This is a genomic window from Streptomyces sp. NPDC091649 (assembly GCF_044756785.1).
Lineage (GTDB): Bacteria > Actinomycetota > Actinomycetes > Streptomycetales > Streptomycetaceae > Streptomyces.
On the sequence record NZ_JBIVTR010000001.1, the window covers coordinates 760,909 to 781,883 of the forward strand.

The 20,975-nt window shown below is 74.7% G+C and carries 10 protein-coding genes and 1 pseudogene; 9 read left to right on the forward strand and 2 right to left on the reverse strand.

Annotated features, from left to right (window positions below):
• Nucleotides 1-52: 52 nt before the first annotated feature.
• The 7 genes from ACIQMU_RS03310 to ACIQMU_RS03340 all read left to right on the forward strand — a co-directional run bounded on the left by ACIQMU_RS03310 (nucleotide 53) and on the right by ACIQMU_RS03340 (nucleotide 16,228).
• Nucleotides 53-1,465, forward strand: a complete 1,413-nt coding sequence (locus tag ACIQMU_RS03310; RefSeq protein ID WP_352240528.1) for an MFS transporter — start codon at nucleotides 53-55, stop codon at nucleotides 1,463-1,465.
• A complete protein-coding gene (locus ACIQMU_RS03315; RefSeq protein ID WP_402688124.1) occupies nucleotides 1,410-4,631 on the forward strand; it encodes a type I polyketide synthase in 3,222 nt (1,073 codons plus the stop codon). Before ACIQMU_RS03310 ends, ACIQMU_RS03315 begins: the two co-directional genes overlap by 56 nt.
• Entirely contained in the window at nucleotides 4,628-10,576 is a 5,949-nt protein-coding gene (locus ACIQMU_RS03320; RefSeq protein ID WP_402688125.1) for a MupA/Atu3671 family FMN-dependent luciferase-like monooxygenase, read from the forward strand. The genes ACIQMU_RS03315 and ACIQMU_RS03320 overlap by 4 nt, the downstream gene beginning before the upstream one ends.
• Nucleotides 10,573-11,874, forward strand: coding sequence for a M18 family aminopeptidase (locus tag ACIQMU_RS03325; RefSeq protein WP_352240497.1), 1,302 nt, complete (start codon nucleotides 10,573-10,575; stop codon nucleotides 11,872-11,874). Before ACIQMU_RS03320 ends, ACIQMU_RS03325 begins: the two co-directional genes overlap by 4 nt.
• A 64-nt stretch (nucleotides 11,875-11,938) precedes the next feature.
• Nucleotides 11,939-12,670, forward strand: coding sequence for an alpha/beta fold hydrolase (locus ACIQMU_RS03330; protein WP_352240496.1), 732 nt, complete (start codon nucleotides 11,939-11,941; stop codon nucleotides 12,668-12,670).
• Between the two features lie 23 nt (nucleotides 12,671-12,693).
• Entirely contained in the window at nucleotides 12,694-13,557 is an 864-nt protein-coding gene (locus ACIQMU_RS03335) for an SDR family oxidoreductase (RefSeq protein WP_352240527.1), read from the forward strand.
• Nucleotides 13,558-13,603: 46 nt separating this feature from the next.
• Entirely contained in the window at nucleotides 13,604-16,228 is a 2,625-nt protein-coding gene (locus ACIQMU_RS03340; protein ID WP_402688126.1) for an amino acid adenylation domain-containing protein, read from the forward strand.
• A 46-nt stretch (nucleotides 16,229-16,274) separates the two neighbouring features.
• On the opposite strand, the gene ACIQMU_RS03345 is transcribed toward ACIQMU_RS03340, so the two are convergent.
• Nucleotides 16,275-17,828, reverse strand: a complete 1,554-nt coding sequence (locus tag ACIQMU_RS03345) for a ricin-type beta-trefoil lectin domain protein (protein ID WP_402688127.1) — start codon at nucleotides 17,826-17,828, stop codon at nucleotides 16,275-16,277.
• A 106-nt stretch (nucleotides 17,829-17,934) separates the two neighbouring features.
• On the opposite strand from ACIQMU_RS03345, the gene ACIQMU_RS03350 reads away from it, so the two are divergent.
• Entirely contained in the window at nucleotides 17,935-19,338 is a 1,404-nt protein-coding gene (locus ACIQMU_RS03350; protein WP_402688128.1) for a class II fumarate hydratase, read from the forward strand.
• A 185-nt stretch (nucleotides 19,339-19,523) separates the two neighbouring features.
• Here ACIQMU_RS03350 and ACIQMU_RS03355 read toward each other — a convergent pair.
• Nucleotides 19,524-20,015: pseudogene (locus ACIQMU_RS03355) on the reverse strand (RNA-guided endonuclease TnpB family protein); the annotation flags it as partial.
• Between the two features lie 88 nt (nucleotides 20,016-20,103).
• On the opposite strand from ACIQMU_RS03355, the gene ACIQMU_RS03360 reads away from it, so the two are divergent.
• On the forward strand, nucleotides 20,104-20,790 hold the full coding sequence (locus ACIQMU_RS03360) for a DUF402 domain-containing protein (RefSeq protein ID WP_402688129.1): 687 nt from the start codon (nucleotides 20,104-20,106) through the stop codon (nucleotides 20,788-20,790).
• The last annotated feature ends 185 nt before the right edge of the window (nucleotides 20,791-20,975 follow it).

Genomic DNA, 20,975 nt, shown 5'->3' on the forward strand with positions numbered 1-20,975 from the left:
AGTCCCCCGTCCGGCGTCCGCGCTGGACGAGTATGTCCGGGTGACATCTGGAATCGACAGCGCGGACGGGCCGAAGGCGAACGACGCGGACAGTGAGGCCCGCGAGGCCCGGGACACCGCGGTGGCGACGCGCCGATTCCGACTCCTTGTCGCCGGATACGCGGTGTCTTCCTACGGCACATTCCTGAATATGGTGGCGCTCAATCTCTTCGTCTACGAGACGACGGGACGGGCGCTGGCCATGGGGCTGTTCATGGCGGTGCGGCTCGCCTCCGGATTCGTCGCCGGTCTCGTCGTGGGCGGGCTGCTCGCCCGTCTCAGCGCGAAGAGCATCATGCTGTGGGCGAACGTCGGACAGGCCGCCGTGATGCTGGTGCTCGTCCTGGCTCCGGACGGATGGGTGACCGGGGCGCTGATGACCGTCTCGGTGGTGATCGGCGCGTGCGGGACGCTGTTCATGGTGGCGCTGCGCAGCTCGATCCCGGAGATGGTCGGCGAGGACCGCAGGGCCTGGGCCAACTCGCTGTCGATCACCGGTCGTTCCCTGGCCATGGTGGCGGGGTTCGCCTCGGCGGGCGTGGTGGTGTCCCTCGTCGGGTACACCGCCGCCTTCCTGGTCGACATGGCGACGTTCGCGGTCTGCGCGGTGACGGTGGCCCTGCTGCCGATCGCGGGCGGCAAGGGAGCGGGCAGCGCCTCCACCGGGGCCGCGGCCGACGGGAAGGACGCCTCCGCGCGGCAGGACGGCGCCCAGGCGGACCAGGGCGGGCGGCGGTGGCGGCCCGCGGCCTTCCTCGCGCTCGCCGCCGCGCCCGGCCTGGGGCTGATGGTGGCCCTGCGCGGGGTGGACGCGTTCGGTTCCTCGTCCCACAACGCGGCGCTGCCGATCTACTCCACCTCGCTGGACGCGTCGAATCCCGCGGTGTTCGTCAGCGCGTTCTGGTGTGTGTGGGCGCTCGGCAACATCGGGGCCCAGCAGGTGATCCAGCGGTACGCGCGGCGCACCGGACGCTCGGTGGGGGCGCTCGGGTTCGGCTACGGCACGGTGGTGATGTCGGCGGCGTTCATCGCGGCGTTCGCCGGTCTGCCGCTGGCCGTGACGGCGGTGATCGCGCTGATCGCGGGAGCCGCGGACGGCCTCACCGAGGTCGCGTACACGTCGCATCTCCAGACACTTCCGGCCACCTTGCGCGGTCACGCCTTCGGACTTTCGGCCACTTTCGAGAACCTCGGTTTCGGCGTCGGCATGATCCTGGTGGCGGCGGCCCTCGACCGGTTCTCCCCGCCGGCCGTGGTGGGCTGGTCCCACGGCGCCGCCATCGTCGTCGCCGTGGTGTTCCTGCTGAGGGTGGCGGGGCTGCGGCGGGCGGAGCGTGCGGGGCGTGCGGGGCTGCGAAAGGAAGAAGCCGTTGAGGGACGACCGGATCGCGGTGATCGGGACGGCGCTGAGGTTTCCCGGGGCTGACACCCCCGAGGCGTACTGGCGCGACATCCGGGCGGGAACGAGCCGTGTACACCGCTTCACCCGGGCCGAGTTCGCCGCGGCGGGGGTCCCGGCGCCGGAGTACGGGAGGCCGGGCTTCGGCGGGGCGAGCGCGCCGCTGGCGGACGTGGACGGCTTCGACGCCGGGTTCTTCGGGATGAGCGGGCGGGAGGCCGAACTCACCGACCCGCAGCAGCGGTTGTTCCTGGAGTGCTGCTTCCACGCTCTGGAGGACGGGGGGTACGCGGGCGGCGACGGCGGCTCCGTGCGGATCGGGGTGTACGGCAGTTCCGGCTACCGCCTGTACTCGCTGCACAGTTATCTGGCGGAGAACCTGGCGGCGGAGGCCGGTTCGGGCGACTGGATGACCGCCAAGCAGGCGCAGGTCGGCAACTACCCCGACTTCACCGCCACCCGGGCCGCCTTCCGGCTCGGTCTGACGGGTCCGGCGCTGACCGTTTCGACGGCCTGCTCCAGCGCGCTGGTCTCGGTGCACCTGGCCTGCCAGGCGCTGCGCGCCGGGGACGCGGACCTGATGCTGGTGGGTTCGGCGGCCCTGCACCTGCCGCAGGTGACCGGCCAGGTCCCGGTGAAGGGCTCCACCCTCTCCCCCACCGGCACGGTCCGGGCCTTCGACGCGGGGGCGGACGGCACGGTCGGCGGGAACGGGGCCGCCGCCGTCCTCCTCAAACCGCTGCGGCGGGCACTGGCCGACGGCGACACCGTGCACGCGGTGGTGCTGGGTTCGGCGGTCACCAACGACGGCTCGGACAAGGCGGCCAACGGCGGTGCGCGGAGCGGCGGTTTCGCCGCCCCCGGGGTCAACGGACAGCGGGACGCGGTGCTCGGGGCCCTGCGCGCGGCGGACGTGGACGCGGCGACGATCGGCTATGTGGAGGCGCACGGCACGGGCACGCTGAAGGGCGACCCGATCGAGTTCGCCGCGCTGACCGAGGCGTTCCGGGCCCACACCGACCGGACCGGGTTCTGCGCGCTCGGCTCGACGAAGCCGGCCATCGGCCACCTGGACAGCGCGGCGGGGCTCGCGGGGCTCATCAAGGCCGTCGAGGTGCTGCGGCACGGGGTGGTCCCGCCGCTGGTGAACTTCTCCCGGCCCAACCCGGCGCTGGGGGTGGACGAGAGTCCGTTCGTGCTGCCGGTGCGGGCGACCGGCTGGCCGCTGGCGGGGGTTCGGCGCGCCGGTGTGCACTCCATCGGCATGGGCGGTACGAACGCACATGTGATTCTGGAACAGGCGCCGGAGGCCCCGGACACGGTGTCGCCGTCCCCCGGCGCCCCCGTGCCCGCGCTGCTGCCGCTGTCGGCGGCGGACGCCGAGGCGCTGCGGGCGTACGCGATCTCCCTGCGGGACCGCCTGGCGGGCGGGGCCGGCCCCGCCCCCTCCCGCGCCGATCTGCTGACCACCACCGCGCTGGGGCGGCGGCTCCTGCCGCACCGGCTGGTCGTCACCGCCGCCGACCCGGTGGCCGGTCTCGACGCCTTCCTGTCGGGGGCTCCGGCCGGTGAGGCGTACACGACCGGAGTCGTCGACGGCGCCCCGGGCCCGGGGCCGGTGTTCCTGTTCAGCGGGCAGGGCGGCGGGCACCCGGGCATGGGCGCGGAACTCGCCGCGCGCTTCCCGGTGGTGGCCGAGGTCCTGGAGGACTGCGCCCGGGTGTACGCGGAGGAGTCCGGGCGGGACGACTTCCTGGACCGGATCGTCGGCGGACAGGGCCCCGAGCGGTGGGACACCTCCTTCGCACAGCCCGCCCTGTTCGCCCTCCAGGTCGCCCAGGCCCGGCTGTGGGAACGGCTCGGCATCGTCCCGGCCCGGGTCGCCGGGCACAGCGTCGGCGCGTACGCGGCGCTGTGCGTGGCCGGGGCGCTGGACACCGAGGACGCGATGCGGCTGGTGTGCGGGCGCGGGCGGCTGATGCGGGAGCGGGCGGCCCCGGGCGCGATGGTCTCCGCGTTCGTCCCCCGGGGCCGGGTGCGGGAGCTGCTGGCCGCCGTCGCCGGGCTGGAGCTCGCGGTGGTCAACGGGACCGCGCACCACGTGCTGGCCGGCCCGCCGGAGGCGGTGGACGCGGCACGGGCGCTGCTCGCGGCGCGGGGTGAGGCGTACGAGGTGCTGGCGGTGGACCGAGCGTTCCACACGGCACTGCTGGACCCCGCCCTGGAGGAGTTCCGGGTGCTGGCCGACAAGGAGGAGTTCCGGCCTCTGCGCACGGAGTTCGTCGACGGCATCGACGGCACGGTCCGGCCCGCCGGGTGGCGGCCGGACGCCGGGTACCTCGTCGCGCAGGCCCGGCGCACGGCCGACTTCGCCGCCGTCCTGGACCGGCTGTCCGGGTCCCCGCTGCTGCTGGAGCTGGGCCCGTCCGCCGTGCTGACGGGCATGGTCCGCCGGTCGCTGCCGGACGCGGTCTGCGTACCGGCCCGTCAGTGGGAGCGGGCCGTGGCCGCGCTGCACTGCGCGGGAGCGGGGGTGGACTGGGCCGCGCTGCTCGACGGCTGCGGCGGCCGGCGCGTCCGGCTTCCGACGTACCCCTTCCAGCGCCGCTCGTACTGGCGGGGCCCGGCCCCGTACACCCCTTCGGTACCGCTCACACCCAGCGCGGAGCCGTCCGCCCCGCCCGGCGGTGCCGCCGACCCGTTCCCACGCTCCACGGAGGACCGCATGACCGAACAGGCCGTACTGGACAGGGTGCTCGAACTGGCCGCGCGCCATCTCGGCCACCGGCCCGACGAGGTCGCCGCCGACCGCACCTTCGTCGGCCTCGGCGCGGACTCGCTCCAGCTGATCGGGATGGTCCGGCAACTGGAGGCCGAGTTCGGCACGGAGCTCAGCATGCGGGAGATCCTGGAGGAGGCCGGCACGCCCCGGCTGACGGCCGCGCTGATAGCCGGGCGCGGGGCCGGAGCGGAAACCGTGGAGCCGCCGCCCGCGCCCGCCTCCGAGCCCGCACCCGTGGCCGCCTCCGCGCCCGCGCCCGTCGGGGGCCGGCCGGTTTACGCCACCCGGGCCGAGGTCGCCGCCCTGTCCGAGCAGCTGCGCCAACTGGCCGAGACCCAGGCCGCGATGGTCACCCAGCTCTCCGAGGCCGTCGCACTGCTGACCTCCCGCACCGGAACGGACGCGCGATGAGCGCGGGGAGCGGTCCGGCGGGCCCGGGCGGCACGGCCGGCACGCGGACCGCCGCGGGCGCCGCCACCGGTACCGACGCCGCCGTGGCCAGGGCGGCGAAGCTGTCGCGCGACCTCACCGCCCAGCTCACGGCAGCCCGCGCGACGGCCCCGGCCGCACCGGTGACCGAGGCGCCCGGGCCCCCCTCCGGCCACGGGCCCCGGCTCGTGGTCGACGCGGCGGGCGGCATGGCCGGGGCGGGGGCCGACGAGGCCCAGCGGGCCCACACCGCCTCCCTGATCCGGCGGTTCACCGAGCGCACCCGCACCTCCAAGGAGCTCGCTCAGCGGCACCGTCCGGTGCTCGCCGACAGCCGTGCCGTCGTGGGGTTCCGGGACGCCACCAAGGAGATGCTCTACCCCCTCGCGGCCCGCTCGGCGCACGGCTCCCGGCTCACCGACGTGGACGGCAACGTCTACACCGACATCACCATGGGCTTCGGCGCACTGCTCCTGGGCCACGAGGCGGAGCCCGTCACCGACGCCGTGCGCCGCCACCTCTCCGACGGGCTGCGCTTCGGCCCCCGGTCCCCCGACGCCGGAGAGGCGGCGGTCCTGCTCGCCTCGCTGACCGGCATGGAGCGGGTCGCCTTCGCCTCGTCCGGCACGGAGGCGAACTCGACGGCGATCCGGCTGGCGCGTGCCGCTACCGGGCGGGACAAGGTCGTCATGTTCCGGGGCTCGTACCACGGGCACATCGACTCCGTCCTCGGCCGCCCCGGCGGTCCCGGTCAGCACGCCGTGCCCGTCTCCCGGGGCATTCCGGCCAGCGCGGTGGCGGAGCTGATCGTGCTGGAGTACGGCGCCCAGGAGGCTCTGGAGACGATCGACGCTCTCGGGGACGGCATCGCGGCCGTGCTCGTCGAGCCCGTGCAGTGCCGCAACCCCGGTCTGCGGCCGGTGGAGTTCGTCCGCTCGCTGCGCGAACTCACCGCACGCCGGGGCATCGTGCTGCTTTTCGACGAGATGCTGACGGGGCTCCGGCCTCACCCGCGCGGCGCGCAGGAGCACTTCGGGGTGGTCCCGGACCTCGCCACGTACGGCAAAGCGCTCGGGGCCGGCTTCCCGATCGGCGCGGTGGCGGGGCGGGCGGACCTCCTCGACGGGGTGGACGGCGGGTTCTGGCGGTACGGGGAGCCCGGCGGCCCCTCGCGCGAGACCACGTTCATCGGCGGCACCTACATGCAGCACCCGCTGTCGATGGCGGCGGCCCGCGCGGTGCTCACCCACCTCACCGAGCGGGGCCCCGGCCTCCAGAGCGGGCTGAACGCCCGCACGCAGGCGCTCGCCGACCGGCTCAACGCGTTCTTCCGGGACGAGGAGTTCCCCCTGGAGCTGGCCCACTTCGGGTCGATGTTCCGGTTCAGGCACCGTGCCGACCTGGAGTTGCTGTACCACCATCTCCAACTGCGCGGCGTGTACGTGTGGGAGTGGCGCAGCTTCTACCTCTCCACCGCCCACACGGAGGAGGACGTGGACCGGGTCGCGAAAGCGGTGGAGGGCTCGCTGCGGGAACTGCGCGAGGGCGGGTTCTTCCCCCGGTCCGCCCGCCCCGCGGCCCGTGTGCGGGCCGAACCCCCGCGCCCGGCCCCCGACTTCGGCGTCTACTTCTTCGGCGACTACCCGCAGAGCACCGAAGCCGGCGTCCCGGAGGCGTACGACACCGTCCTGGAGACCGCGCGCTTCGCCGACCAGCACGGCTTCTCCTCCGTCTGGCTGCCCGAGCGGCACTTCGACTCCTTCGGCGGGATCTTCCCGAACCCCGCCGTCCTCGCCGCCGCCGTGGCCCGGGAGACCGAACGCGTCCGGATCAACGCGGGCTCGGTCGTCCTGCCGCTGCACGACCCGGTGCGCGTCGCCGAGGAGTGGTCGGTGGTCGACAACCTCTCGCGCGGCCGGGTCGGCATCGGCTGCGCCACCGGCTGGCACGCCCGGGACTTCGCCCTGCACCCGGACCGGTTCGCGGACCGGCGGCGGATCGCCTTCGACCACCTGGACGAGGTGCGCCGGCTGTGGCGCGGGGATGCGGTGCGGCGGCGCACGGGCGAGGGCGCGGAGACGGAGATCCGGGTCCGCCCGCGCCCGGTGCAGGAGGAGCCGCCGTTCTTCCTCGCCACGTCCGGGCAGCGGGCGTCGTACGAGGAGGCGGCCCGGCGCGGGCTGGGCGTCGTCACCAACCTGATGAGCCAGACGGTGGACGAGCTGGCCGCGAACATCGCGCACTTCCGGCGTACGCGTGCGGAGTGCGGGATGGACCCGGCGGCCGGGCGGGTGACGGTGCTGGTGCACACGTACCTCGGCGACGACCACGCCACCGCGCGGGCCGAGGCGCTGGAGCCGATGGTGCGGTATCTGCGGTCCTCGCTGCTGATGCGCTCGGCGGCCACGGCGTCCGGGCAGCGGCGTGAGGACGTGGCGGCGGCGAGCGAGGAGGACCTTGACTACCTGTTCCGGCGGGCCTACGACCGCTACTGCGACCAGCGGGCGCTGATCGGCACGCCGACGAGCGTCGCCCCGTTCGTCGACGCGCTGCGCGTGGCGGGGGTGGACGAGATCGCCGCGCTGGTCGACTTCGGGATGGACCGGGAGCGGCTGCGGTCGGGGCTGGAGCGCCTGGACCTGCTGCGCCGCCGGACACGGGAGCGGGGACAGGAGCGGGAGCGGGACGCCCGGGTTCAGGACACCGTCGCGCCCGCCACCGCGGCGCAGCGGCGGCTGTGGCTGGCCGCCCAGTTGCTGGAGAACCCGGCGGCGTACAACGAGACCCAGGCCGTACGGCTGCGCGGGCCGCTGGACGTGGAGGCGCTGCGGGCCGCCGTGGCCGGTCTGGTCGAGCGGCACGCGGGACTCCGGACGGTGTTCCGGGCCGAGGAGGAGGCAGGTGTCGTCCAGGTGGTCCGGAGCGGGCCCGGCACGCCGTTGACGGTGACCGACGCCCGGGGCCGGGACGCCGAGCGGGCGATCGGGGCACTGCTCGCCGAGGAGAGCGGCCGGGCCTACGACCTGGCCACCGGACCGCTGTTCACGCCCCGGCTGCTCCGGCTGGCCGAGGACGACCACGTCCTGGTCCTCGGCATGCACCACATCATCACGGACGCGCACTCGGCCGCGCTGATCGCCGGGGACCTGCGGGAGCTGTACACGGCGGCCCGCGCCGGGCGCCCGCCGGTCTTCGAGCGACCCGCCGGGACGACCGTCGGGGCCCCCGAGCCCTCGTACGACCCGGCGGACCTGGCCTGGTGGCGGGAGCTGCTGGGCGAGAGGCCACTCGTGCCGGCCCTGCCGACGGACCGGCCGCGCGGCCGCCGGGTGGCGGGGCGCGGCGGGGCGGTGGCCCGGACCGTGGGCCGGGAGCGGGCGGACGTGCTGCGGGAGTGGAGCGGGCGGCAGGGCGTGACCCTGTTCGCCACGCTGTGCACGGCCTGGCAGCTCGTGCTGCGGCGGCGGTCGGGGCAGGACGCGTTCCTGCTGGGCACGACGTTCGGCCGGCGGCCGCCCGCGACGGCGGACACGGTCGGCTTCCATGTGGCGCTGCTGCCGCTGCCGTTGTCCGCCACGGACGCGACCCCGGCGCGGGAGGCCGTACGGGCCACCGGCCGGGCGCTGTTCGCGGCGGAGGAGCACAGCGGGGTGGACCTGGACGCACTGCTGGCCGCCGTCCATCCGGACCCGGGCAGTCCGCGCCCGCTGGTGACCGTTTCGGTCGATCTGGACCGTGCGGCGCTGGCCGGAATCGACCTGCCGGGGCTGCGCGCGGAGGGGGTGGCGGCCGGGACGGAGTCGGCACCGCTGGAGCTGGCGCTGATGGCCACCCTCGGCCGGGACGGGAGCCTGCGGCTGCGGCTGCGCTACGACGCGGACCTGTTCGACGCGGCGACGGCGGAGGGGTTCCTCGCGGACCTGGACGCGCGACTGGAGGCGATGACCGCCCCGGAGCCGGAGGGCGCGGCCGGCGCGGACCCGAAGGCGGGCGCCGGAGCGGGCCCGCTCGCCGCGGCGGAGGTGACCGGCCCGGCTGACGCGGCGGAGGTGACCGGCCCGGCTGACGCGGCCGGCAGCGCCGGCGGGGCGGGGCCGGACGGCGGGGCGGCCCCCGCCGCCGTGCTCCTGCGCGAGGTCTGGGAGTCCGTCCTCGGCCTGCGCGGCTTCCCCGCGGACGGCAACTTCTTCGACCTGGGCGGCAATTCCATCGGCGCGATACGGCTGGTGAACCGGGTCCGGGACGCCCTCGGCACCGACTACCCGCTGGCGGACTTCTTCGCCGACGCGACGCTGCGGGCCATGACCGAGCAGCTGACGGGCGGCCCGCCGGAAGACGTCCCCGGGGCCCCGGCAGAGGACGCCCTCGCGGCCCCGGCGGAAGACGGCGCGGCTGCCCCGCCGGAAGACACCCCCGTGGCCCCGGCAGAGGACGGTGCGGCGGCTCCGGACGTCGTCGACCGCGCCCCCGTCAGCGACCAGCAGGCCCGGATGATCGCCGGGCACCACGCCCTGCCGGAACCCGCCGTGTGGAACGTGCCGACGCGGATCACGTTCACCGGGGCGCTGGACCCCTCCGCCCTGCGGTCCGCCGTGTCCGAGGTGATCGCCCGGCACGACGGACTGCGCACCCGGTTCACGCAGGAGGGCGCGCCGGACGGGCCGTGGTGGCAGGAGGTGCTGGCGGCGGAGCCGGTGGCCCTGCCGGTGGAGGACCTGACCGGGCTGCCGGCCGGTGAGCGGCGCCCCCGGGCGGACGCCCTGTGCCGGGCGGACGCGGCCGCCCCCTTCGACCTGGGGCGGCCCCTGCTGCCCCGGGTACGGCTGCTGCGGGTCGAGGAGGACCGCTGGGAGCTGATGTTCGTCCTGCACCACGTCTGCGCCGACGGCTGGTCGCTGTCCGTCCTGCTGGCGGAGATCGCGGCGCTGTACACGGCCGCCGCCGCGGGCGTCCCGCACGGCCTGCCCGAGCCGGCGATGCAGGCCCCCGGGTACGCCCGGTGGCAGCGGGAGCACCACGACCCCGGCACCGAGGCGGAGCGGGCCGCCTTCTGCGCCCGCTACCTGGACGGGGCGCCGGCCGCCGTGCCCGTACCGACGGACCGCCCGCGTCCGGGCAAGCTGAGCGGGCACGGCGACACGGTGCGCGGCGTGGCGACGGGCGCGGTGCGGGCGGCGGTGGAGGAGCTGGCGGCCGCCCGGGGCACCACCCCGTTCGCGGTCGCGGCGGCGGCCCTCGGCGTGTTCCTGACCCGGCTCTCGGGGGAACCGGACATCTTGCTCAGCGTGCCGTACGCCAACCGCGAGGGCACCGCTTCGGAGTCGCTCGTGGCGATGACGTCCACCGCGGTCATGGTCCGCGTACGACTGGATTCAGCCAATCTCGACGAGACCTGCGCGGAGCTGGCGGTCCGTACGGGTGCGGGTGCGCTCGGTGCCATGGCGCACGTGCTGCCGACCGCGCGCATCATGCGGGCGATGCGGGACGCGGGCGCTGTCAGCGTCCCGGACCGGGTGCCGCACGTCCTGGCGTTCCAGAACTCCGTCGACACGGACATCGAGATCCCCGGGCTCCGGGTCGAGGTGGCCGATCTGGCACCGCCGCTTTCCCGCACCGAGCTGTGCTTCGGGCTTGCGCCGCGCCGGGACCCCGCGAAGGGTTATCGAACGTTCCTGGAATTCTCCACCGACCTGTGGGACCACACGACCGCCCACGACCTTCTCTCGTCGTACACCGACCTGCTCGCGGAGTTCTGCGCCCGGCCCGACCGGCCGGTGCGAGAACTCCTCGGGGAACGCCCCCCGGCGGAACACTCGGGCCAAGACCCCGCAGGCTCCGCCGGGGACGCCAGCGCCGGGCCCGACCAGCCCGGCGGACCGTCACCCTCGCAGCCACTGCCGAACACCGGAAAGGCGGACGCCGTATGACTCCGGCCCCCCACCGCAGCCACACCGACGACCTGCTCTCCTTCATCTCCGCCAGCCCTTCCCCCTACCACGTGGTGGCCAGTGCGGCCCAGCGTCTGGAGAAGGCCGGGTTCCGCGAACTGCGCGGCACGGACGACTGGACGGGTGCGACCGGCGGCTGCTTCGTCAGCCGCGCCGGCGCGCTGATCGCCTGGTACGTCCCCGAGGGCGCGCCCGCCCACACCCCGTTCCGGATCGTCGGCACCCACACCGACTCCCCGAACCTGCGGGTCAAACCCGCACCGGACACCGGCTCCTCGGGCTGGCGGCAGCTCGGAGTGGAGATCTACGGCGGGGTCCCGCTGAACACCTGGCTCGACCGGGACCTGGGCATCTCCGGCCGCCTCGCCCTGCGCGGCCCCGCCGGCGCGCCCCGCACCCGCCTGGTCCAGATCGACGAACCGTTGCTGCGAGTCCCGCAGTTGGCCATTCACCTGGATCGTTCGGTGAACGAGGGCGTGGCCCTGGACCGGCAGCGGCACATCGCACCGGTCTGGGCGCTGGGCGACCCGCGCGAGGGTGAGCTGCTGCGCCTGGTCGCGTCGGCCGCCGATGAGGACCCGGCGGACGTGCTGGGCTGGGACCTGATGCTGCACGACGTCCAGCCGCCGGGATACCTGGGCGTGGACCGGGAGTTCGTGGTGGCGTCCCGGCTCGACAACCAGGTCTCGGTGCACGCCGGGGTGACCGCGCTGGTCGACGCGGCGACGGGGGCCGCGCAACCCTCCTTCGTGCCGGTGCTGGCCGCCTTCGACCACGAGGAGGTCGGCAGCGGTTCCGAGACGGGCGCCCAGAGCCCGCTGCTGGAGCGGGTCCTCTCCCGGTCCGTGTCGGCGCGCGGCGGCGGCGACGAGGACTGGTCGCGGGCGCTGGCGGGCGCGTTCTGCGTCTCCGCCGACATGGCGCACGCGGTGCACCCCAACTACGCGGAGCGGCACGACCCCGACCACCGCCCGCTCCCCAACGGCGGTCCGACGGTCAAGGTGAACGTCAACCAGCGGTACGCCACCGACTCCACCGGCATCGCGGTCTTCACGGCGGCGGCCGAGCGGGCCGGGGCCCCCTGGCAGCCGTTCGTCTCCAACAACGCGATGCCCTGCGGGACGTCGATCGGCCCGCTCACGGCGGCCCGGCTCGGCGTCACCACGGTGGACGTCGGGGTGCCGGGCCTGTCGATGCACTCGGCGCGCGAGCTGTGCGGGGTGCGCGACCCGGGCTATCTCGCGGCCGTCCTCACCACGATCATGGTCGGGGACTGACCGAACTCCGGGCGTCCGCGCCGGCCCCGGGGAAACAGCAGGACTCCAGAGAACAGGAACGACCGTGGCCGACGAAGAGACCGTCCTCATCTGCCTGCCCTTCGCCGGGGCGGGCCCGTCCTTCTTCACACCCTGGCAGGGGCTGGCCCCGGAGGGGATGCGGATTCTCCCGGTGTCCCTCCCGGGCCGGGAGAAGCGGTTCCCCGAGCCGCCGTACACCTCGGCGGCCCCGGCCGTCGACGACGCGTACGCGCAGGTGACGGCGGCTCTCGGCGGGGCGGGGGGCGGCGGCCCGGTCACGCTGTTCGGGCACAGCATGGGCGCGGTGCTCGCCTACGAACTGGCGCACCTGATCGATCGGTCGGGCGGTGCGTTGCGCGTGGAGACGCTCGTCGTCAGCGGCGCGCCCGGTCCCTGGACTCCCCGCACGGACCGGGCGGACGGGCTGCCGGACGAGGAGTTCGCCGCCCGGGTCCGGGCGTTCGCCGGGTACGACCATCCGGCACTGGCGGACCCGGAGATGCGGGAGCTGCTGCTGCCGGTGCTCCGGGCGGACGTCCGGCTCCACGAGACGTATGTCCCGTCCACGGACCGGCCGTTGGGCACCCCGGTCATCTCCGTCCGGGGGCGGGAGGACTCCCTGGTCGGGGCGGCGGAGGCGGCCGAGTGGGGCCGGGCGACGACCGGGAAGCTGACGGTGGCCGAGCCGGCCGGCGGCCACATGTACCTCACCGAGCGGCCGGGCGAACTGCTGGAGCTGGTGGCGGCAGAGGTGCGCGCGGCGAGGGGCCGGTGACGGCCGGGAGCGGCGCGGGGCCCGTGCCGGGCGGTGGCGCGGGGCCCGCGGCCGGAGGCGGGGCCCGGCTCGCCGGGCGGACGGCGCTGATCACGGGCGCGGCGCGCGGTCTCGGCCGGGCGTGCGCGCTGGCCCTGGCCCGTGAGGGTGCGGACCTGGTGCTGCTGGACGTGGCGGGCGCCGTGCCCGGGGTGCCGTATCCGCTCGGTTCGGCCTCGCAGCTCGCGCACACCGGGCGGCTCTGCCGCGAGGCCGGGTCCGCCGTGCTGACGCGGCAGGCGGACGTCCGGGACCTGGCGGCGCTGGAGGCGGCGGCGGAGGCGGCCGAGGAGCGGTTCGGGCGGATCGACGTGCTGGTCAACAACGCGGGCATCGCCGCGCCTTCGGGACGCCCGGCACACGAGATCACCGAGGCCGAGTGGCAACTGATGATCGATGTGGACCTGGGCGGCGCATGGCGGGCGATCCGCGCGGTGGGCGGCCGGATGGCGGCTCAGGGATCCGGTTCGATCGTCAACATCGCCTCGACGGCGGGCCTGGTGGGTTACCGGCACTTCGCGGGGTACGTCGCGGCCAAGCACGGGCTGGTCGGCCTGACGAAGGCGGTGGCCTTGGACTACGCGCCCCGCAAGGTCCGGGTCAACGCCGTGTGCCCGGGCTCGGTGCGGGACGACGCGGCGATGGAGGGCCGGATGCTGGCGGAGATCGCCCGCTCGCTGGAGGTGCCGGTCGCGGAGCACGAGGCGGCCTTCGTCCGGGATCAGCCGATGAACGCGCTGGTGGAGCCGGAGGACGTGGCGAACGCGGTGCTCTGGCTGGCCTCGGACGAGTCCCGGCAGGTGACCGGCAGCGTGGTCACCGTGGACGGCGGTTTCTCCGCCCGCTGACAGCCCGTATCAGCCGTTTTCCTTCCGTGGACGAGGAGTTGTGTACGTGCCGCCTGCCCATCACGCCCTGACGGTCCGCCTGCCGCCGGACGCCGCCGACGCCGCGCTCGCCGCCGCCCTCGCGAGGGCGGCGGAGTTGTGGTGGCCCGGGGACCGCCACCCCCGGCTGTGGACGCAGTCCGTGCCCGCGCCGGCCGGATCGGACGCCGCCGCCCGCCGGCGCGCGGCCGAGGCCCGCCGCCCGGTCGCCCCCGGTCACCGGCTGCGCGCGGTGCTGCTGCGGTACGCGGACGGCGCGGGGGCCGGCCCCGGGCCCGCCTCCGGCCTCGACACGGCCCCCGGCCCCGACCTGGTCCTGACCGCCGACGGCACCGCCCTGGACGCCCGCTCGCTGCGGATCGTCGCCCGGGTCCTGCGGGGCGAGTTGCCCCCGGACGCGGTGACGCCGCTCGCCGGGCCGCTCCCGCCGGACCTCCGCCCCGACGAGGAGACCCGGCGCCTCGCCTCGGCGCTCGCGGTCACCGTCGGCCGGTACGAGGGCGCTCTCGCGGTGCGCGTCGCCGTCCCCGCACCTGCCCGGGACCGGCCGCCGTACGCGCTGGGGGCGCTCGACGGGTACGCGGTCTTCACCGCGGACCTGTCACCCGGCCGTACGGTCGCGGACCTGCTCGCCACCGAGCCGGCCGCCCCGGCCGAGGGCGACGAACCGCCCGCGCTGCGGCTGGCGGCGGGCGACGGGGACGTGCCGGCCACGCTGCCGGCGGGCCCGGACTCGATTCCCGTACCGGCGCGCCATGTCGAGTGTGTGCGGCGGCAGTTGCGGCGACTCCCGCCCGGCACGCTCCTCGCCGCGCTGGATCCGCTGAGCGACGCGGAGTCCGCCGGGCGGCCGGCCGCCGGGCCGCGGCGCAACGCCCCGGCTCCCCTCCGCATCGACGAGGTCTTCGCGGCCCGGGCCGCCGCCCGCCCGGACGCCCCCGCACTCACCGCGGGCTCCACCACCCTCTCGTACGCCGAACTCGACGCCCGTGCCGCGACGTTGGCGGACGGGCTGTACGCCCACGGCGTGCGTGCCGGTGACCTCGTGGGCCTCTGCCTGCCCCGCTCGGCCGACCTGGTGGCGGCAATGCTCGCCGTGCTCAAGGCGGACGCGGCGTACGTACCGCTGGATCCGGAGCATCCGGCGGACCGGCGCGAGCGCACCGCACGGGACGCGGGGGTCCGGCTGACGGTCCGGGACCCGGCCGCCCTCGTCGGCCACCCGCCCCGCCCCGCCGCCCGGCCGGGCGCGGCCACCGCGCCCGCGTACGTCATCCACACCTCGGGCTCGACCGGCCGCCCCAAGGGGGTCCTCGTCCCGCACGCCAATGTCACGGCCCTGGTCGACGCCGTCCGCGACGACTTCGGCCTCTCCCCCGACGACACGTGGACGTGCTTCCACTCGGCGGCCTTCGACTTCTCGGTGTGGGAGATCTGGGGCGCGCTGCTGACGGGCGGGCGGCTGGTGGTCGTGGACCACTGGACCACGCGCTCGCCGGAGGACTTCCACGCCCTGCTGGTGCGGGAGCGGGTGAGCGTGCTGAGCCAGACCCCGTCGGCGTTCACCCAGCTCGCGGCGGTGGACCGGAACGCGCACGAAGCACCGGCCCCGCGCCTGGTGGTGCTGGGCGGCGAGCCGCTGGACGCCCGTCCGCTGCTGGACTGGTTCGACCGGCATCCGGAGGACCGGTGCCGCCTGGTGAACATGTACGGGATCACCGAGACCACGGTCCATGTCACGGCGGCGACGGTGACGCGCCGGGAGGCGCTCGCCGGGTCCCGGTCGGTGGGGCGGCCCCTGCCGGGCTGGTCGGTCCGGGTGCTGGACGCGCGCGGCCGGCCGGTTCCGCCGGGTGCGCCCGGGGAGATCCATGTGGGCGGGGCGGGGGTGGCGCTCGGCTATCTGAACCGGCCCGCCCTGACCGCCGAACGTTTCCTTCCGGACCCCCTGGACCCGGCCGGGCGGCTCTACCGCAGCGGCGACCTGGGGCGGCTGCTGCCCGACGGGACCCTGGAGCACCTGGGCCGGATCGATGATCAGGTGAAGGTGCGGGGCTTCCGGATCGAGCCGGGCGAGATCCGGCACGTGCTCCTGGAGGACCCGGCGGTGTCGGCCGCGGCGGTCACCGTGACCGGCGCCGGCGGCGGGGACGCGGCGGCCGCGCGGATCGACGCCTACGTGGTCCCGGCCCCGGGGGCGGACGAGGACCCCGGGGCCGTACGGCGGCGGGCCGCCCGGCTGCTGCCCCCGCACATGGTGCCCGCGACGGTGACCGTGCTGCCGGCCCTCCCGCTCACCGCGAACGGCAAGCTGGACCCGGACCGGCTGCCCGCGCCGGGAGCCCGCCGCGCCCGAGGAGCGGCGGCGGCCCCGGAACCCGCCCCGGCAGCCCGGGCCACCGCCCCCGGAGCCGGGCCGGCCGCCGTTCTCGCCGCCATCTGGCGCGAGGTGCTCGGGGTCGAGGAGATCGGCCAGGACGACGACTTCTGGGACCTGGGCGGCAATTCGCTGTACGCGATTCGGATCGGCACGCTCGCCCGGGAGCGCGGGCTGCCCGGCGTGCCGCTGCGTCAGCTGTATCTGACGCCGACGCTGGGCGCGCTGTCCGAGGCGCTGGCCCGGGAGGCGTGAGGAGGGGGCGGCCGCACGGCGGCGGCCGCCCCCGGTCCGCGCCTCGCTACACGAAGCGCTGCTGCGCGCTGCCGTCGCAGGTCTGGAGCCTGAGCGGGTCCTTGGCCCCCGCCAGGGTCAGGCACAGGCCGGTCGCGGCGGCCGGGCGGACGGTGCCCGCCTGCCGGACGAACGTCTGGTTGGCCGCGCCCGAGCAGTCCCACACGACGAGCGTGGCGCCGGCGTCGTACTTCGCGCCCGGGACGTCCAGGCAGCGGTCGTGGCTCAGCGCGGTGCGGGCGGTCTGCGTACCGGCGTCGTACCACCAGTTCTGGTTGCGCCCGCCGTGGCAGTCCCAGCCGCCGATCTCGGTGCCGTTGCGGGTGACCGAGGCGGGCACGTCCACACAGGAGCCGGTGGCCTCGTTCTTCAGCGGGGTGAACAGGTCGTCCCAGGCCGCGCCGGTCAGGACGGGACTGCCGGTGCTCGCCGGGTCGGCGCAGCTCGCCTCGCGCAGCCCGGAGTCGTACAGCTGGGTGAGGCAGGCGGCGAAGGCCCGGTGGCCGGCGGCGTTGGGGTGGAAGGACTGCCGGACCGAGTTCTCGTCGGGCAGGCCCGGCTTGCTCAGGTCGATGTAGAGGCCGCGGGCCCAGGGGCTCTCGGTGCAGACCTCGTGCCCGTGGAAGAGCCGGGAGTTGTCGAGGTAGGTGGCCCCGGTGGCGGCGGCCGCCTCGCGCATGCCGGCCTGGAAGGCGGGCACGGCGGTGTTGCGGCCCCAGACGGTGTCGGAGTCGTAGCCGAGTCCGCCGCAGATCAGTTTGCCGGGGAACTTCGGGTTGTCACGGAAGTCCGGGCCGATCGGGCTCGGGTAGCCCATCAGGACGAGCTTGTAGTCGCTGTTCGCGTACCCGGCGTCCGTCATGACGGTGCGCAGGTCGCGAACGGTCTGCTCGACCTTGGGGACCAGGGCGTCCACCCGGGCCTGCCAGCCGCCCGCGTACTTCGGCTCGCAGGGGCCCTGGAGGCTGATGTAGCGCACCACGCAGTCGGTCATGACCGGGCCGAACTGGAGGTCGTCGTTTGCCCCGGCGACCAGGACGATCATCTTGATCCGGGTGTTGCGGGCCTTGATCGCGAGGCTGTCGCTCTGCACGAGCTCGTCGGCGTACTGCTTGTCTCCGCCGATTTCGATGTTCCCGGTATGGGCGCCGGAGCAGGAGACGTTGTACGTGACGTCCGCCGCGATGCCCGTGCGGTGGATGGCGGCGTCCGGTGAGCGGTGGCACCAGTTGTCGGGACCGTTGGTGCCGGGGTCGTAGGTGCCGACGCCCTCGCCGGAGATCTCGCTGTCGCCGAGCGAGATCAGCCCGGTCTTGCGGTCGCCGAGCGGCCGCTCGGCGGGGCTCCCGTAGAGCTGGGTGGCTTCGGCGGCCCGGACGGCCTCCAGTGCGGGCGGGAGAGGGGTGGATGCGATAGAGCTGGTACCCGGCTCCGTCGCGCCCGCGGGTCCGGCGGCGGCCATACCGCCGACGGCCGCCGCGAGAGCGACGGTGGCCGCGACCGTGCAGCGGAGCAGGCGAAGGCTTCGGAGCCCTCGAAGTCTGGTGCTGGTGCGCCTCATTGCGCCTCCCGGTAAGTGGTTACCCACGGTATTTACTGGCCGGTAGGCGACTTGGGAATACGTAGAACAAGAGAAGTACTCATCTTTTTCAGGAGGTTTAAACACCATGGCCGACACGACGGATGACACGGGGTTCCGGATCGAGCACGACTCGATGGGCGAGGTGAGGGTCCCCGCGGACGCCAAGTGGCGCGCCCAGACCCAGCGGGCCGTGGAGAACTTCCCCGTCTCCGGGCAGCGGCTGGAGCGGGCGCACATCGAGGCGCTGGCCCGGATCAAGGGCGCGGCGGCCAAGGTCAACGCCGAACTGGAGGTGCTGGATCCGGACATCGCCGCCGCGATCCGGGAGGCCGCCGCCGAGGTCGCCTCGGGCCGCTGGGACGAGCACTTCCCCGTCGACGTGTTCCAGACGGGTTCGGGCACCTCGTCGAACATGAACACCAACGAGGTGATCGCCACCCTCGCCACCGAGCGCCTCGGCCGCGAGGTCCACCCCAACGACCATGTGAACGCCTCCCAGTCGTCCAACGACGTCTTCCCGTCCTCCATCCACATCGCGGCCACCGCCGCCGTCACCGCCGACCTGATCCCCGCCCTGGATCACCTGGCGGAATCCCTGGGGCGGAAATCGGCCGAATTCGCGGAGGTCGTGAAGTCCGGCCGTACGCATCTGATGGACGCCACCCCCGTCACCCTCGGCCAGGAGTTCGGCGGCTACGCGGCACAGATCCGCTACGGCGTGGAGCGGCTGCGCGCCTCCCTGCCGCGGCTCGCCGAACTGCCCCTGGGCGGCACGGCGGTGGGCACCGGCATCAACACCCCGCCCGGCTTCTCCGCGGCCGTGATCGCCGAGGTGGCGGACGCCACCGGGCTGCCGCTGACCGAGGCCCGCGACCACTTCGAGGCGCAGGGCGCGCGGGACGGGCTCGTGGAGACCTCGGGCCAGCTGCGGACCATCGCCGTCTCCCTGACGAAGATCTGCAACGACCTGCGGTGGATGGCGTCGGGCCCGCGCACCGGTCTCGCCGAGATCGCGCTGCCCGACCTCCAGCCCGGCTCGTCGATCATGCCGGGCAAGGTCAATCCGGTGATCCCGGAGGCGGTCCTGATGGTCGCTGCCCAGGTCACCGGCAATGACGCGACGGTCGCCACGGCCGGTGCGGCCGGCAACTTCGAGCTGAACGTGATGCTCCCGGTCATCGCGAAGAACCTGCTGGAGTCCGTACGGCTGCTGGCAGGCGCCTCCCGGCTGCTCGCGGACCGCACGGTCGACGGCATCACCGCCGACGTGGAGCGGGCCCGCGCCTACGCCGAGTCCTCGCCGTCCGTGGTGACCCCCCTCAACAAGTACATCGGCTACGAGGAGGCGGCGAAGGTCGCCAAGAAGTCCCTCAAGGACGGGACCACGATCCGCGAGACGGTCCTGGCCTCGGGCTACGTCGAGCGCGGCGACCTGACGCTGGAGCAGCTCGACGCGGCGCTGGACGTGCTGCGGATGACGCGTCCGTGAGCGCGCCGCCCGGCGCCCGGTGACGCGTGGGGGCTCCCGGTGATGCCCGGGAGCCCCGTGACGCCTCAGGGCCACCGGCCGGATCGGGACCGGTGACCTGAGTCGCAGCGGGCCGGTGGGAGCGCTGCGGCCTCTCCGTAAGATCTCTCCTTGACATCCTCCCCCTCCTGGATGGAGGGGGAGTCCTACGGCTCGCGCCGTGGGGTTTTCTGCTTCGTCGCCGACTGCCCGCCCGGAGTGCTCCGTTGAGGTCTTACACCGGCTCCACAGACTGTCACCGAGAGCCCCTCGGCCAGCACGTTCTTCGCGGCGTTCACGTCACGGTCGTGAGTGACCCCGCACGCGCACGTCCATGTGCGGACATTCAGCGGCAGCTTGCTCTGCAAGGTTCCGCAGGCGGAGCACAGCTTGGAGGAGGGGAACCAGCGGTCGATGGTGACCAGGTCCCTTCCGTACCAGGCGCACTTGTACTCCAGCATGCCGCGCAGCGTGGTCCACGCCGCGTCCGAGACGGCGCGGACCAGGCAATGGTTCTGGACCATGTTGCGTACGGTCAGATCCTCGATCACGATCGTTTGGTTCTCACGAACGAGCCGAGTGGTCAGCTTGTGCAGGTGATCCCGCCTGCGGTCGGCGATCCGGGCATGAACCTTCGCGACCTTACGCCGGGCCCCAGCGGGCGAAACCTTCGCCCGCTGCCCCGCTCCGCAGGAGCTGTGCTTCCTCCCCGAGCCAAGGCACGAGGTATCCACACAGGAGGAAAATATGACAGATACGGGAGAGCGCACACGCTGGGCGCCGGGGGACCGGATCCTCTGGCGCTACCGCGACAACGGCCGGGCCCACCGGACGGCCGGCGCCCCGCCCGTGCACATCTGCCGTCCGGTGACCGTCGTCCAGGACACCGAAGAACTGCTCGCCGTCTGGATGGCGCCCGGCACCGAATGCGTGCGGCCCGTGCTGGCCGACGGCACCCAGGTGCACGCCGAGCCGCTGGCCACTCGCTACACCGCACCGCGCACCACGGCCCGCTCGACCTGGTTCGGCTCCGGGGTGCTGAAGCTGGCCGCGCCCGGGGACCCGTGGTCGGTGTGGCTGTTCTGGGACCGGGGCTGGATGTTCCGCAACTGGTACGTGAACCTGGAGGAGCCCCGGACCCGGTGGTCCGGAGGGGTGGATTCCGAGGATCACTTTCTCGACATCTCCGTGAACCCCGACCGGAGCTGGAAATGGCTCGACGAGGACGAGTTCGCCCAGGCGCAGCACGTCGGCCTGATGGACCGGGAGACCGCACGGCGGGTCCGGGAGGCGGGCCTGGCGGCGGTCGAGGTGATCACCGGGTGGGGGTCGCCGTTCCGGGACGGCTGGGAGCACTGGCGGCCCGATCCGCGGTGGCAGGTGCCGCCGCTGCCGGATGACTGGGACCGCACCCCTGCGCGTATGCCGTCGTGAGACCCTGGGAGAACCCTTCGGGCGGTCCGGTCGGCAGGTCCGGGCGCACGGAGGGCTGATCGCCGCAACCAGCGGGAACCACACCGGAACTGACCACAAGTCGCCACACCGGTCGTGCGGAGGGACGGGCCACGGACCCGGACGAATCCGTTCGGTCGCGGGAGCCACCACGAGGGGGTGGAGAC